Raw genomic sequence first — 13334 nt, forward strand, 5'->3', positions numbered from 1 at the left:
AGCGTGTTATGCAGCTGGTTCGAGGCCTCCACAACCTGCGCCCCCAGCATCGGGGCTGTGTCGCCACTATTGGCAACTTTGACGGTGTTCACCGTGGCCACCAGGCTATCCTGGCGAGGCTGCGTGAGCGAGCGCTCGAGTTGAGCGTACCCAGCTGCGTGGTGATTTTCGAGCCGCAGCCCCGGGAGTTTTTCGCCCCGGAGACCGCGCCGGCGCGCCTCGCCCGTCTGCGCGACAAGCTGCAGCTGCTGGCTGACGAAGGTGTCGACCGGGTCCTGTGCCTGGCCTTCAACCAGCGCCTGAGCAAGCTCAGCGCCAGTGAATTCGTCGATACGATTCTGGTGGACGGCCTCGGCGTGCAGCACCTGGAAGTCGGTGACGACTTCCGTTTCGGTTGCGACCGGGTAGGGGATTTCGATTTCCTGCAACAGGCCGGCGTCATGCAGGGCTTTACCGTCGAAGCGGCGCAAACCGTTGAGCTGGACGGCATTCGCGTCAGCAGCACCCAGGTGCGAAATGCCCTGGCCGCTGCAGATTTTGCCTTGGCCGAACGCCTGCTCGGTCGTCCGTTCCAGATTACCGGGCGTGTGTTGCACGGCCAGAAGCTGGCGCGTCAACTGGGTACGCCAACCGCCAACATACAACTCAAGCGTCGTCGCGTGCCGTTGACCGGGGTTTACCTGGTCGACATCGACATCGACGGCAAGACGAGGCCAGGCGTCGCCAATATCGGCGTGCGGCCAACGGTCCAAGGGGATGGCAAAGCCCACCTCGAAGTGCATCTTTTAGATTTTGCCGGCGATCTGTATGACCGGCGTTTGACGGTGGTTTTCCACCACAAGCTGCGTGAAGAGCAGCGTTTCGCCTCTCTGGAGGCGCTTAAGACGGCGATCAATGCGGATGTCGCCGCCGCCCGTGCCCTGTCGCACCTAGCGCCAATCGCTAATGAAGAGCCATAAATGACCGACTATAAAGCCACGCTAAACCTTCCGGACACCGCCTTCCCAATGAAGGCCGGCCTGCCTCAGCGCGAACCGCAGATTCTGCAGCGCTGGGACAGCATTGGCCTGTACGGTAAGTTGCGCGAAATTGGCAAGGATCGTCCGAAGTTCGTACTTCACGACGGTCCTCCGTACGCCAACGGCACGATTCACATCGGTCATGCGCTGAACAAAATCCTCAAGGACATGATCATTCGCTCGAAAACCCTGTCGGGTTTCGACGCGCCTTATGTTCCAGGCTGGGACTGCCACGGTCTGCCGATCGAGCACAAAGTCGAAGTGACCCACGGCAAGAACCTGGGCGCGGACAAGACCCGCGAACTGTGCCGTGCCTACGCCACCGAGCAGATCGAAGGCCAGAAGTCCGAATTCATCCGTCTGGGCGTGTTGGGCGACTTCGCCAACCCGTACAAGACCATGGACTTCAAGAACGAGGCCGGTGAAATCCGCGCGCTCGCCGAAATCGTCAAGGGCGGTTTCGTGTTCAAGGGCCTGAAGCCTGTGAACTGGTGCTTCGACTGTGGTTCGGCTCTGGCTGAAGCGGAAGTCGAGTACGAGAACAAAAAGTCTTCGACCATCGACGTGGCGTTCCCGATTGCCGATGACGCCAAGCTGGCTGCCGCTTTCGGTCTGCCATCGCTGGGCAAAACAGCTTCGATCGTGATCTGGACCACCACCCCGTGGACCATCCCGGCCAACCAGGCGCTGAACGTTCACCCGGAATTCAACTACGCCCTGGTCGACGTCGGCGACAAACTGCTTGTACTGGCTGAAGAGCTGGTCGAATCGTGCCTGACCCGTTACAGCCTGGAAGGCTCGGTCATCGCGACCACCACCGGTAAAGCGCTGGAACTGATCAACTTCCGTCACCCGTTCTACGATCGCCTGTCGCCGGTTTACCTGGCCGACTACGTCGAACTGGGCGCTGGCACCGGTGTGGTTCACTCCTCGCCGGCCTATGGCGTAGACGACTTCGTGACCTGCAAGAAATACGGCATGGTCAACGATGACATCATTAATCCGGTACAAAGCAACGGCGTTTACGTACCGTCGCTGGAGTTCTTCGGCGGCCAGTTCATCTGGAAAGCCAACCCTGCCATCGTCGATAAACTGACCGAAGTCGGTGCGCTGCTGCACACCACCGTCATCGAACACAGCTACATGCACTGCTGGCGTCACAAGACCCCGCTGATCTACCGCGCCACCGCGCAGTGGTTCATCGGCATGGACAAAGAGCCGGTCACTGGCGACACCTTGCGCAAACGCGCAATCAAAGCCATCGAGGACACCAAGTTCGTCCCGGCCTGGGGCCAGGCGCGCTTGCACTCGATGATCGCCAACCGTCCGGACTGGTGCATCTCCCGTCAGCGCAACTGGGGCGTGCCGATCCCGTTCTTCCTGAACAAGGAAAGCGGCGAGCTGCACCCACGTACCGCCGAGCTGATGGAAGAGGTCGCCAAGCGCGTTGAAGTCGAAGGCATCGAAGCCTGGTTCAAGATGGACGCTGCCGAGTTGCTCGGTGATGAAGCGCCGCAGTACGACAAGATCAGCGACACCCTGGACGTCTGGTTCGATTCGGGCACCACGCATTGGCACGTCCTGCGCGGTTCGCACGCCATGGGCCACGAGACCGGCCCGCGCGCCGACCTGTACCTGGAAGGTTCGGACCAACACCGTGGCTGGTTCCACTCGTCGCTGCTGACCGGTTGCGCCATCGACAATCACGCGCCGTACCGCGAGCTGCTGACCCACGGCTTCACCGTCGACGAGTCCGGTCGCAAGATGTCCAAATCCCTGGGCAACGTGATCGCGCCGCAAAAGGTCAACGACACCCTGGGCGCCGACATCATGCGTCTGTGGGTAGCCTCGACCGATTACTCGGGTGAAATGGCGGTGTCCGAGCAGATCCTGCAACGCAGTGCGGACGCCTACCGGCGCATCCGTAACACTGCGCGCTTCCTGCTCTCCAACCTGACCGGTTTCAATCCGGCCACCGACATCCTGCCGGCCGAAGAAATGCTGGCGCTGGATCGTTGGGCCGTGGACCGCACGCTGCTGCTGCAACGCGAACTGCAAGAGCACTACGGCGAGTACCGTTTCTGGAACGTCTACTCCAAGATCCACAACTTCTGCGTGCAGGAGTTGGGCGGTTTCTACCTCGACATCATCAAGGACCGTCAGTACACCACTGGCGCCAACAGCAAGGCCCGCCGTTCGGCGCAAACCGCGCTGTACCACATCTCCGAAGCTCTGGTGCGCTGGATCGCACCGATCCTCGCGTTCACCGCTGACGAATTGTGGGAATACCTGCCGGGCGAGCGTAACGAATCGGTGATGCTCAACACCTGGTACGAAGGCCTGACCGAACTGCCGGAAAACGTTGAACTGGGCCGCGCCTACTGGGAGCGGATCATGGCGGTGAAGGTCGCTGTGAACAAGGAAATGGAAATCCAGCGCGCGGCCAAGGCCGTCGGTGGCAACCTGCAAGCCGAAGTGACACTGTTTGCCGAGGACGCGCTGAGCGCCGACCTGGCCAAGCTGAGCAACGAACTGCGTTTCGTGCTGATCACTTCGACCGCCAGCGTTGCGCCGTTCGTGCAGGCTCCGGCCGATGCGGTGGTCACCGAAGTCAGCGGCCTGAAGCTGAAAATCGTCAAGTCGGCCTTCGCCAAGTGCGCCCGTTGCTGGCACTGCCGTGAAGACGTTGGCGTGAACCCGGAGCATCCGGAAATCTGCGGTCGTTGTGTCGACAACATCAGCGGCGCTGGCGAGGTTCGTCACTATGCCTAATGCCATTGGCCGTTTCGGACGGCTGGGCTGGCTCTGGTTGAGTTTGCTGGTCCTGGTCATCGACCAGGCCAGCAAGTTCTACTTTGAAGGCAAGCTTGCGATGTACCAGCAAATCGTGGTGATCCCCGATTACTTCAGCTGGACCCTGGCCTACAACACCGGCGCGGCGTTCAGTTTCCTGGCCGACAGCTCGGGCTGGCAGCGCTGGTTGTTTGCCCTGATCGCGGTTGTGGTCAGTGCGGTACTGGTGGTGTGGCTCAAGCGTCTGGGGCGCAACGAAACATGGCTTGCCATCGCGCTGGCCCTGGTGCTCGGTGGCGCGCTGGGCAATCTGTATGACCGCATCGCCCTGGGCCATGTGATCGATTTCATTCTGGTGCATTGGCAGAACCGCTGGTATTTCCCGGCGTTCAACTTTGCCGACAGCGCAATTACTGTCGGTGCCGTGATGCTGGCGCTGGACATGTTCAAATCAAAGAAGACTGGAGAAGCCGTTCATGACTGAACAGGTATTGGCTGAGCAACGCATCCGCCAGAACACGGAAGTCACCCTGCACTTTGCACTGCGCCTGGAGAACGGCGACACCGTCGACAGCACCTTCGACAAAGCCCCGGCGACCTTCCAGGTCGGCGACGGCAACCTGTTGCCAGGTTTCGAAGCGGCACTGTTCGGCTTCAAGGCGGGCGACAAGCGTACGCTGACGATTCAGCCGGAAAATGCTTTCGGTCAGCCTAACCCGCAAAACGTACAGATCATCCCGCGCTCGCAGTTCAAGGACATGGAACTGTCACCGGGTTTGCTGGTGATCTTCAACGATGCGGCCAATACTGAGCTGCCAGGCGTGGTGAAAGAGTTCGATGACGAGCAAGTGACCATCGACTTCAACCATCCGCTGGCTGGCAAGACATTGACCTTTGACGTGGAAATCATCAACGTCAAATCGTTGTAACTGACAAACCGGCTTACTGTAGGAGCGAGCTTGCTCGCGATGGTCGTTAACGATAACGCTTATATCCTGGATAAATGCGGTGCCTGCTCGTTTTTCGCGAGCAAGCTCGCTCCTACAGGGCAAGACACGAGGCACAGCATGCAAATCAAACTCGCCAACCCCCGTGGCTTCTGCGCCGGTGTGGACCGGGCGATCGAAATCGTCAACCGCGCCCTGGAAGTCTTCGGGCCGCCGATCTATGTGCGCCACGAAGTGGTCCACAACAAATTCGTCGTTGAAGACCTGCGTGCTCGCGGCGCGATCTTCGTTGAGGAACTGGATCAGGTGCCGGATGACGTCATCGTGATCTTCAGTGCCCACGGCGTTTCCCAGGCTGTGCGCACCGAAGCCGCCGGCCGTGGCCTTAAAGTGTTCGACGCGACTTGCCCGCTGGTGACCAAGGTGCACATCGAAGTCGCGCGTTACAGCCGTGACGGTCGTGAATGCATCCTGATCGGCCACGCCGGTCACCCGGAAGTCGAAGGCACCATGGGCCAGTACGATGGCAGCAATGGTGGCGCGATCTATCTGGTCGAGGACGAGAAAGACGTTGCCGCGTTGCAAGTACACAATCCCGAAAAACTGGCGTTCGTCACCCAGACTACCCTGTCCATGGACGATACCAGCCGCGTCATCGACGCCCTGCGTACGCGCTTTCCGGCGATCGGTGGTCCGCGCAAGGACGACATCTGCTACGCGACGCAAAACCGTCAGGACGCAGTCAAACAACTGGCCAACGAATGCGATGTGGTATTGGTGGTCGGCAGCCCGAACAGCTCCAACTCCAATCGCTTGCGCGAGCTGGCCGAACGCATGGCCACCCCGGCCTACCTGATCGACGGCGCCGAAGACCTGCAAAAGAGCTGGTTCGATGGTGTCGAGCGCATTGGCATTACCGCAGGTGCCTCTGCGCCGGAAGTGCTGGTGCGTGGCGTGATCCAGCAGTTGCAGGCCTGGGGCGCTACCGGTGCTGATGAGCTGGCCGGTCGCGAGGAGAACATCACGTTTTCCATGCCTAAAGAGTTACGCGTCCGTTCGCTGCTCTGAGTCTTCTCCTCCCACGCACAGTGTCTGTTCAGTCTTTTTGCTGCGCAGGCTGACGAGGCCGGTCCGGGCCAGCACCACCTGGAGTTGACTCACCGGCTCACGGGTAGCGCAAATGTGCAATGTCCCTGCCTGGAAGGCGCCGCTGGGCAACAGCGGCTCGCCCAGACCGCTGAATCGCACAAAACTCCTGACCGGTCGATTGCCGACAATCGGCACCCGAGCGCCACTTCGGCGCTCGACCAGCAGCGGATTGCTGCTGTCCTCATGTCCCTTGCCATTTAAATCCAGAATCATCCGCCAACCTTGGCCCCAATCGTCGTTTATCCCGTGAATGACGACAGTCTGGTTTCGCGTGATCGCCTCGCTTCTGGCGCTACGCATGCCGCTGGCAAGCGACTTCGCCGCCTCCTCGCGATGGTTCGACTCGGTAAGCGCGGCGAGCGCCGGGCTGACCAGTAACAGAACAATCCCGAGAATCGTCAGTCCCATAAGCAGTTCAACCAGACTGAAACCCTGCTGACGCATGCAATCACCTCCCTGGAATGCGGTAGCTCGCACAATCCTTGCGCGACTAATGGCAAAACAACCGTACATCTGTCCATCGAATGTTCTAGCGTGTAACAGCAGGTATAGCCGACGGCAACGGAGGGCACCGATGGATCATCGTACAAAAGGTTTCACGCTGATCGAGTTGCTGATTACGCTCGCGGTCTTTCTGATTCTGATCACCCTGGTGGTGCCGGCGTTTACCCGTTCGGTGCAAGGCACCAAGGCCGACACTGAAATCAGCGACCTGCAGCGCGGCCTGAATTTCGCCAGGCTTGAAGCCATTGATCGGGGCATTACCACCCGGGTGCGACCGACGGCGGGCGGCACTGTCTGGACCGGGGAACTGACGGTTTATGACAGTACTGGCACTCCGGCCAATGTATTGCGGGTTGTTCCAGCGATGAGCAGCGGAGCGACTCTGACGCTAACCTCAGGAGTGACCTCCATCGATTTCAACAATCTGGGCGGTCTGTCGGCACCGTCCACGGCGGTGGTTATCAGCTACGTACTGGGGGCGCAAAGCAGGACGCTGACGGTGTGTTTGAACGGACGAATTCTATTGGGTGGAAATTGCGGATGAGGGAATGGAGCAAGCGTGCACAGGAAGGCATGACGCTGATCGAGGTTCTGGTGGCGTTGTTGATTCTGAGCGTGGGCCTGTTGGGGGCGGCGGCGTTTCAGCTCAATGCGCTGAAGTACACCGACAGCTCGCGAATGACCAGCCAGGCGAGTTTTATTGCCTACGACATGATGGACCGCATCCGCGCCAACTCCGGTGCCGATTACACCGTCACGCCACCGACGACGGGCAACCTGAATGTCGCGCGAGATCAGGACCTGTACGACTTCACGTCCAACACTGTCAGTATTCTCGGCAGCACCGCCACAAGCAGCGTCACCCTTAATCAACGGGTGTACACGATCACCATCACCTGGGACGACTCGCGGGCTGCCAACACCGCCAACTCCCGTCGCAGCTTTGTGCTGACCAGTCGCGCCGCCATCGATCCGGTGGCGACGCCATGATCCGTCTCAATCGAGGTTTCGGCCTGATCGAAATGCTGATCGCCCTGGCATTGAGCCTGGTCGTGGTACTTGGCGTGGCGCAGATTTTTATCGCGGCCAAGAACACCTACGTCAGTCAGAGCGCGGCGGCGAACCTGCAGGAAGATGCGCGTTTCGTGCTGAGCAAGATGATTCAGGAAATCCGCATGGTGGGGATGTTTGGTTGTCTGGGGACGATTACTGATGCAAGCGCCGGGGCGAGTTTCACTGCCAGCCAGGTAACGCCGATCAGCTGGGACAATGCCAACCTCAAGCTGACCCTGGTGACCGCCGATGTCGGAGCGGGTGGAGGTACGCCGACCTGGACGGTGGTTTCGGATTGCCGAAACACGGCGACGGCTTACTCCAATGTGCAGGCTCCCGCCACAGGACAATTGGCGTTTCCGATTCGACGACTGATCTACAGCCTCAAGAACGGCCAACTGACAATGGGCAATGGCATCGGGACGCCGACTCAGGCGGTGCTGATCGACAACGTAAGTGCTTTCAACGTGAGCTTCGGCCTGGCTGCGTCGGCCACCGATACGGCTGCTTCCAGTTACAGCACCAACCCGTCCGACCCTGCGCGAATCCGTAGCGTGCGCCTGACGCTAACGCTAAGAGATCCGAACAGTCGCGTTCGCGATCAAACCTTCAACGTGGTTGCCGCATTGCGCAACCGCTTGCCATAAGGGAGGGCCGATGAGTTTTTCTTCCAAGACCTCTCATGCCCAGCGCGGCATGGCATTGCTGGTCAGCCTGGTGTTTCTGCTGTTGCTGACACTGATCGGCATTTCATCGATGCAGAACGCCACTCTGCAGGAAAAAATGGCCAGCAGCGTGACCCTGCGAAATCAGTCGTTCCAGATCGCCGAAGCTGCGTTGCGCATCGGCGAAAGTGCAGTGCAACTGAGTACTTATGCATTGGCGGTTTGTAGCGGCACCACGCAATGCGCGCCGCCGGTCGAGTCGTCGTCGATCACCGCCGCGGGGCTCAACTCCACTTCGGGTGTCACCTGGATCGCCGCCGCGAACGGTTTCTACGGGGTGCAGAACATCGGCACCACGTTGAACGCCGTGAATGTACCGAGCAACACCTCTGCGACGCTTTATCGGGTCACGGCAGTGGCCATCGTGGGTAATAACGTTCGCAGTGTGGTGGAGAGCATCTATGCCAAGTACTGATAGGTATTCCGGGATCTGGCAGTTGCTTTCTGGCGTTGCATTGGGTCTGTACCTGTCAGCCCCTGCGTACGCGTTCACACCCTCGGACTCGCCCCTGCTGAGCGCTGCGGCGGTGCCGCCAAACGTGATGCTGTTGATCGACGATTCAGGAAGCATGAACAACATCATTTGGGCGCCGGGTTTCGATCCGACAATCAACCGTGCACAAATTGCGATTTGCAGCTCCAACTCGTCATGTTCCAGCGGTCAGAATCTGGACATGAGCGATACCAATATCGCCTTGTCGAGCCTTAATCGCGGCGGTTGCTCCAACAACGGTAACTGGTACGGTTTTTTTCGGGGATCGGGGGTGTCGTCGATATGCCTGAAGTTGCCCGATCCGGTGGGCAATGAAAGCACGCGTTATACGGCTGGCTATCTGTCTTATCTGGTGAGTCTGGCGAATGGGTCGAGCAGGGACTTCACCACTGGCACTGGTGCCATCCCCAACGATTACCGAATGAACGTAGCGAAGGATGTTTCTACGACTCTGGTTACCAGTAATCGCGCGCTGCGTATCGGGCTTGCGACATTCAACCCGCCCTCGGGCAGTAATTCCGGTCCCGGCGGGTTTATCGCCCGCGCTGTCAGTGATCTATCTGCTGGCGGGAGTACCACTCAGGGACAGGCGCAAACCAACTTTGACAACCTGATTTCATTGATCGATGGTTTGAGTGCGATCGCCAATACACCGTTGGCGGAAACCTATTACGAGATCACGCGGTACATGCGCGGCATGGCGCCGTACTACAACTCGACGCCAACCACTTACACCAGCCCGATCCAGTATCGCTGCCAGAAAAACTACGGCGTGGTGGTCACCGATGGCCTGCCTACGTTCGACCGGACCTTCCCGACCAACGATCCGCTCGGTGGCAGCCGTTTGCCGAACTGGGACGGCAACAGCGCGAACGATGGCGACAACCTCTCCGGTGATGGCGAGGGTGACACGTTGTACCTGGACGACATTGCCAAATTCGCCTTCGACATCGACATGCGCACCACCGGTACCGACGCCAGCGGCAAAAGCTGGAACGCCGCAGATTTCCCCAAGCAGAACATGAACACCTACACTGTAGGCTTCGCTGTAGCGAATCAGATGTTGTCGGACACCGCCAGCTACGGGCAGGGCAGGTATTATCAGGCAACTGACAGCGCCGGCCTCAACACTGCGCTGTCATCCGCCCTGAGCGACATCACGTCGAAAGCCGGTTCAGGGGGGAGCGGCACCACCAGCAGCGCAATCGTCGGGGCTGGTTCCTCTTACTACCAGACCAGTTACGACCCCAAGGACTGGCGCGGCACCATAAAATCCTATGGGTTCACCGCCACTGGCGCGGTCAATACCGCCTCGCTGCTCTGGACCACCGACACGGCCATCGTCCCCGGCGCCACGGCGCCGATTTACCAGTCCTGGAACAACGTGAGCAACGCCCCCGTGACACTGGCTTACACCAACTTTGCCCCGGCGCAGCAAACGGTGTTGAGTCAGGGGCTGCCCACCGGCATCACCGGCAGCGATCTGGTGGAGTGGAGCAAGGGCACCAACAAGACCGGGTTGAAAGTGCGCAGCGTGTTGCTCGGTGACATTATCAACTCGCCTTTGGTGCTGGCCTCGCCGACGGACAAAACCGCGTCCGATCTGGTGGGTGACACCAGCTACAGCACCTATCTGGCCACTAAAGCCACCAACATGAACTCCAGCCTGGTGGTCAACGCCAACGACGGTTTTGTCAGCGTCATCAACTCGGGTAACGGCGCGAGGCGCTATGCCTACATGCCGTCCAGTGTGCTGCCATCGTTGCGCTATATCGCCGATACCGCCTACATCAACGGCGTCAGCCACAAGTTTCTGGTCGACGGGCAGGTCGGTGTATTCGATGCACAATTCAACAGTGCCTGGAAAACCCTGTCGATCGGCGGGACAGGGGCGGGTGGCAAGACGTTTTACGCGCTGCAGCTGTTTGACGCTTCGGCCGGCAACGTGACCAAGGCGTTGTGGGAATTCAGTGCACCCGCCACGGCCAATACGGCGAACGTTTTCAATGATCTGGGTTATGCCTACGCCCGTCCGGAAGTGGCACGCTTGGCCGATGGTCGTTGGGCGGCGTTTATCTCCAACGGCTATGGCAGCAAATCGGGCGTGGCGGCGTTGTATGTGGTCGATATTCGCGATGGGTCGCTGATCAAGAAAATCGTCATCGACAGCACGGAGACCACCAACGGCCTGTCTTCGGTGGAACTCAAGGTCAATTCGCAGAATGTGGTGCAGGCTGCATATGGCGGAGATCTGAAAGGGCGGTTATGGAAGTTTGATCTGAGCGGCGCCACCACCGACACCTGGGGCGTGGCGTTTTCCGGTAAGCCGTTGTTCACAACGGCTGGCGGTGCCACCCAGCCGATCACTGCGCAGCCGTTACTGGCGGACAATTCACTGGGCGGTAAAGTGGTGTTTTTCGGCACCGGCAAGTTCAACGAGACCGTCGACAAGACCAACAAGGACCTGCAGGCGTTCTATGCGGTATGGGACGCGGACGGCGGCTCCGGACAGATCACCACGTCCAGTTTGCAGGCCCAGTCGGTGACGGGCGTGTTCTCGGGAAGCTCGGGGCAATTCATTACTACGAGCCAGAACGAAACGACTTATCCGGCGGAGAAGGGCTGGTACTTGCCACTGGTCTACAACAGCGTATTGACCGGTGAGCGGGTGATTAACCAGGCGGCGCTGGTGCTTGGGCGAATCGTGTTTACCACGGCCATTGTGGACACCACGGATCCTTGTGCCAGTTTCGGCACCGGCAAACTGGTCGAACTGGATGCGTTCAGCGGTAAGATGCTCAACTACGCGGTGCTCGACACTAATGGCGACGGGGTGGTCGACAGTGCGGACACGATATCCAGTGGAGTGATATTTACTGGAGGGATGCCGGTCTTGAACGCCATCGTCAACGGCGGAGCCCGCAAGATCGTGAACGATTCCAGCGGAACGCCCACTACGCTGGTGGAAAAAGCCGGCGGCGGCAGCCGTCGCATCATGTGGCGACAAATTCAGTAAGTGAGAGTTGAGGCATGCGCAGATCCAACCGAGGTTTTACCCTGATTGAAATCATGATCGTGATTGCGATCATCGGGATCGTCATCACCATTGGCTACCCGAGCCTCACCGAATACGTGAAAAAGGGGCGTCGGACTGAAGTGGCCGGTCTGCTTTCCGAGCAGGCGCAAATTCTCGAACGGTTTTACTCGAAGAGTAATGTCTACACCGGTGCTACCGGCCTGAGCACCGGCAATGACTACTACACCATCACCCCGACCCTGACCGACCAGACCTTCCTGCTGACCGCTGCACGCAAGGCCGGCAGCATGGCGACTGACAAGTGTGGCGATTTCACCATCACCAACACCGGTGTCAGAAGCATGGTCGGTGCAAAGACCGGGCTGACCACCAAGGATTGCTGGGGCCGCTGAGTTTCCTTTTTCGGGCGCCTTTTGCGCCCTCTGTCTATTTAACGGTTGGATCGGAACATGACCATGCAACAGCAAGTGGTGATTGTCGGCGGCGGTGTGATTGGCCTGCTGACGGCGTTCAATCTCGCGTCCGAAGTACAGAGCGTTGTGCTGCTGGACCGTTCGAATGTCGGTCAGGAATCGTCCTGGGCCGGTGGCGGCATCGTTTCTCCACTCTACCCATGGCGCTACAGCCCGGCGGTCACCGCACTGGCCCACTGGTCGCAGGATTTTTATCCACAGCTGGGCGAGCGGCTGTTTGCCGCGACCGGAGTTGATCCCGAGGTGCACACCACCGGCCTGTACTGGCTGGATCTGGATGATGAGGCCGAGGCGTTGGCCTGGGCCGAGCGGGAAAACCGTCCGCTGCGGGCTGTGGATATCTCGGCGGCACGCGATGCCGTGCCGGTATTGGGCTCCGGTTTTTCCCGGGCGATCTACATGGCCGACGTGGCCAATGTACGCAATCCGCGGCTGGTGAAATCCCTCAAGGCGGCTTTGCTGGCGCTACCGAACGTGACGATTCACGAGCAGTGCGAGGTCAGCGGGTTTATCCGTGAAGGCAATAACGTCGTCGGCGTGCAGACTTCGGCGGGCGCTGTCCACGGTGATCAGGTGGTGCTGACTGCTGGCGCCTGGAGCGGTGATTTGCTCAAAAGCCTGGGTCTGGAACTGCCGGTCGAGCCTGTGAAAGGGCAAATGATTCTCTACAAGTGCGCGGCGGACTTCTTGCCGAGCATGGTGTTGGCCAAGGGGCGTTATGCGATTCCCCGGCGCGATGGTCACATTCTGATTGGCAGTACGCTGGAGCACGAAGGGTTCGACAAGACGCCGACCGGGTCTGCGCTGGAGAGTCTGAAGGCCTCTGCGGTGGAGTTGATTCCGGCGCTGGCGGATGCCCAGGTGGTCGGGCATTGGGCCGGGCTGCGGCCGGGTTCGCCGGAAGGGATTCCCTACATTGGCCGGGTGCCGGGTTTTGACGGGTTGTGGCTCAACTGCGGGCATTACCGAAACGGCTTGGTGCTGGCGCCGGCGTCGTGTCAGTTGTTTGCGGATGTGATGCTGGGCAGGGCGCCGATTATTGATCCGGCGCCGTATGCGCCGACCGGGCGGATCTAGTCACGAAATATTCGGAGTCTGTCAGATCGTCTTCGCGGGCAAGCCCGCTCCCACAGGATTTGAG

The 13334-nt window shown here is 59.6% G+C and carries 13 protein-coding genes; 12 read left to right on the forward strand and 1 reads right to left on the reverse strand.

Features of this window, described 5'->3' with window-relative positions; genetic code table 11:
- The first annotated feature begins 8 nt into the window (after nucleotides 1–8).
- From ribF to ispH, 5 genes are all read left to right on the forward strand, one after another.
- Nucleotides 9–959: a bifunctional riboflavin kinase/FAD synthetase gene (gene ribF / locus ACYZTL_RS19750; RefSeq protein WP_461953165.1), complete on the forward strand. Its 951-nt coding sequence runs from the start codon at nucleotides 9–11 to the stop codon at nucleotides 957–959.
- Nucleotides 960–3791 (forward strand): isoleucine--tRNA ligase, encoded by a 2832-nt coding sequence (gene ileS / locus ACYZTL_RS19755; RefSeq protein ID WP_461953166.1) that lies wholly within the window; start codon nucleotides 960–962, stop codon nucleotides 3789–3791.
- Complete coding sequence (lspA, locus tag ACYZTL_RS19760; RefSeq protein ID WP_461953167.1) at nucleotides 3784–4296, forward strand: signal peptidase II; 513 nt, start codon at nucleotides 3784–3786, stop codon at nucleotides 4294–4296. Before ileS ends, lspA begins: the two co-directional genes overlap by 8 nt.
- A 7-nt stretch (nucleotides 4297–4303) precedes the next feature.
- Nucleotides 4304–4741, forward strand: a complete 438-nt coding sequence (fkpB, locus tag ACYZTL_RS19765) for an FKBP-type peptidyl-prolyl cis-trans isomerase (protein ID WP_178128963.1) — start codon at nucleotides 4304–4306, stop codon at nucleotides 4739–4741.
- A gap of 138 nt (nucleotides 4742–4879) precedes the next feature.
- Nucleotides 4880–5827: a 4-hydroxy-3-methylbut-2-enyl diphosphate reductase gene (ispH, locus tag ACYZTL_RS19770; RefSeq protein WP_461953168.1), complete on the forward strand. Its 948-nt coding sequence runs from the start codon at nucleotides 4880–4882 to the stop codon at nucleotides 5825–5827.
- On the opposite strand, the gene ACYZTL_RS19775 is transcribed toward ispH, so the two are convergent.
- Nucleotides 5804–6352, reverse strand: coding sequence for a GspH/FimT family pseudopilin (locus ACYZTL_RS19775; RefSeq protein ID WP_461953169.1), 549 nt, complete (start codon nucleotides 6350–6352; stop codon nucleotides 5804–5806). The genes ispH and ACYZTL_RS19775 overlap by 24 nt on opposite strands.
- A gap of 130 nt (nucleotides 6353–6482) precedes the next feature.
- Here ACYZTL_RS19775 and ACYZTL_RS19780 point away from each other — a divergent pair, with 130 nt between their 5' ends.
- Genes ACYZTL_RS19780 through thiO form a run of 7 tightly spaced genes read left to right on the forward strand, consistent with a single transcriptional unit; the run spans nucleotide 6483 to nucleotide 13270 of the window.
- Nucleotides 6483–6956, forward strand: coding sequence for a GspH/FimT family pseudopilin (locus ACYZTL_RS19780; RefSeq protein ID WP_461953170.1), 474 nt, complete (start codon nucleotides 6483–6485; stop codon nucleotides 6954–6956).
- Nucleotides 6953–7402 carry a type IV pilus modification protein PilV gene (gene pilV, locus ACYZTL_RS19785; protein ID WP_461953171.1) on the forward strand — a complete coding sequence of 150 codons (450 nt, stop codon included), beginning with the start codon at nucleotides 6953–6955 and terminating at the stop codon, nucleotides 7400–7402. The genes ACYZTL_RS19780 and pilV overlap by 4 nt, the downstream gene beginning before the upstream one ends.
- Complete coding sequence (locus ACYZTL_RS19790; protein ID WP_461953172.1) at nucleotides 7399–8112, forward strand: PilW family protein; 714 nt, start codon at nucleotides 7399–7401, stop codon at nucleotides 8110–8112. Before pilV ends, ACYZTL_RS19790 begins: the two co-directional genes overlap by 4 nt.
- Before the next feature lie 10 nt (nucleotides 8113–8122).
- Nucleotides 8123–8605: a pilus assembly PilX family protein gene (locus ACYZTL_RS19795; RefSeq protein WP_461953173.1), complete on the forward strand. Its 483-nt coding sequence runs from the start codon at nucleotides 8123–8125 to the stop codon at nucleotides 8603–8605.
- The gene (locus ACYZTL_RS19800; RefSeq protein ID WP_461953174.1) at nucleotides 8592–11699 is read left to right on the forward strand and encodes a pilus assembly protein; all 3108 of its coding nucleotides are present in this window, start codon (nucleotides 8592–8594) and stop codon (nucleotides 11697–11699) included. Before ACYZTL_RS19795 ends, ACYZTL_RS19800 begins: the two co-directional genes overlap by 14 nt.
- A 14-nt stretch (nucleotides 11700–11713) precedes the next feature.
- Nucleotides 11714–12112, forward strand: a complete 399-nt coding sequence (locus ACYZTL_RS19805) for a type IV pilin protein (protein ID WP_461953175.1) — start codon at nucleotides 11714–11716, stop codon at nucleotides 12110–12112.
- A gap of 57 nt (nucleotides 12113–12169) precedes the next feature.
- The gene (gene thiO / locus ACYZTL_RS19810) at nucleotides 12170–13270 is read left to right on the forward strand and encodes a glycine oxidase ThiO (protein WP_461953176.1); all 1101 of its coding nucleotides are present in this window, start codon (nucleotides 12170–12172) and stop codon (nucleotides 13268–13270) included.
- The last annotated feature ends 64 nt before the right edge of the window (nucleotides 13271–13334 follow it).

The sequence above is a fragment of the Pseudomonas sp. LB3P81 genome, assembly GCF_054897965.1.

Bases quoted from the DNA above. Each gene is read 5' to 3' on its own strand.
- lspA (WP_461953167.1), top strand. From the start codon at position 3,784: ATGCCTAATGCCATTGGCCGTTTCGGACGGCTGGGCTGGCTCTGGTTG.
- thiO (WP_461953176.1), top strand. From the start codon at position 12,170: ATGACCATGCAACAGCAAGTGGTGATTGTCGGCGGCGGTGTGATTGGC.
- ribF (WP_461953165.1), top strand. From the start codon at position 9: ATGCAGCTGGTTCGAGGCCTCCACAACCTGCGCCCCCAGCATCGGGGC.
- ispH (WP_461953168.1), top strand. From the start codon at position 4,880: ATGCAAATCAAACTCGCCAACCCCCGTGGCTTCTGCGCCGGTGTGGAC.
- ACYZTL_RS19800 (WP_461953174.1), top strand. From the start codon at position 8,592: ATGCCAAGTACTGATAGGTATTCCGGGATCTGGCAGTTGCTTTCTGGC.
- ACYZTL_RS19780 (WP_461953170.1), top strand. From the start codon at position 6,483: ATGGATCATCGTACAAAAGGTTTCACGCTGATCGAGTTGCTGATTACG.
- ACYZTL_RS19795 (WP_461953173.1), top strand. From the start codon at position 8,123: ATGAGTTTTTCTTCCAAGACCTCTCATGCCCAGCGCGGCATGGCATTG.
- ACYZTL_RS19790 (WP_461953172.1), top strand. From the start codon at position 7,399: ATGATCCGTCTCAATCGAGGTTTCGGCCTGATCGAAATGCTGATCGCC.
- pilV (WP_461953171.1), top strand. From the start codon at position 6,953: ATGAGGGAATGGAGCAAGCGTGCACAGGAAGGCATGACGCTGATCGAG.
- ACYZTL_RS19775 (WP_461953169.1), bottom strand. From the start codon at position 6,352: ATGCGTCAGCAGGGTTTCAGTCTGGTTGAACTGCTTATGGGACTGACG.
- ACYZTL_RS19805 (WP_461953175.1), top strand. From the start codon at position 11,714: ATGCGCAGATCCAACCGAGGTTTTACCCTGATTGAAATCATGATCGTG.
- ileS (WP_461953166.1), top strand. From the start codon at position 960: ATGACCGACTATAAAGCCACGCTAAACCTTCCGGACACCGCCTTCCCA.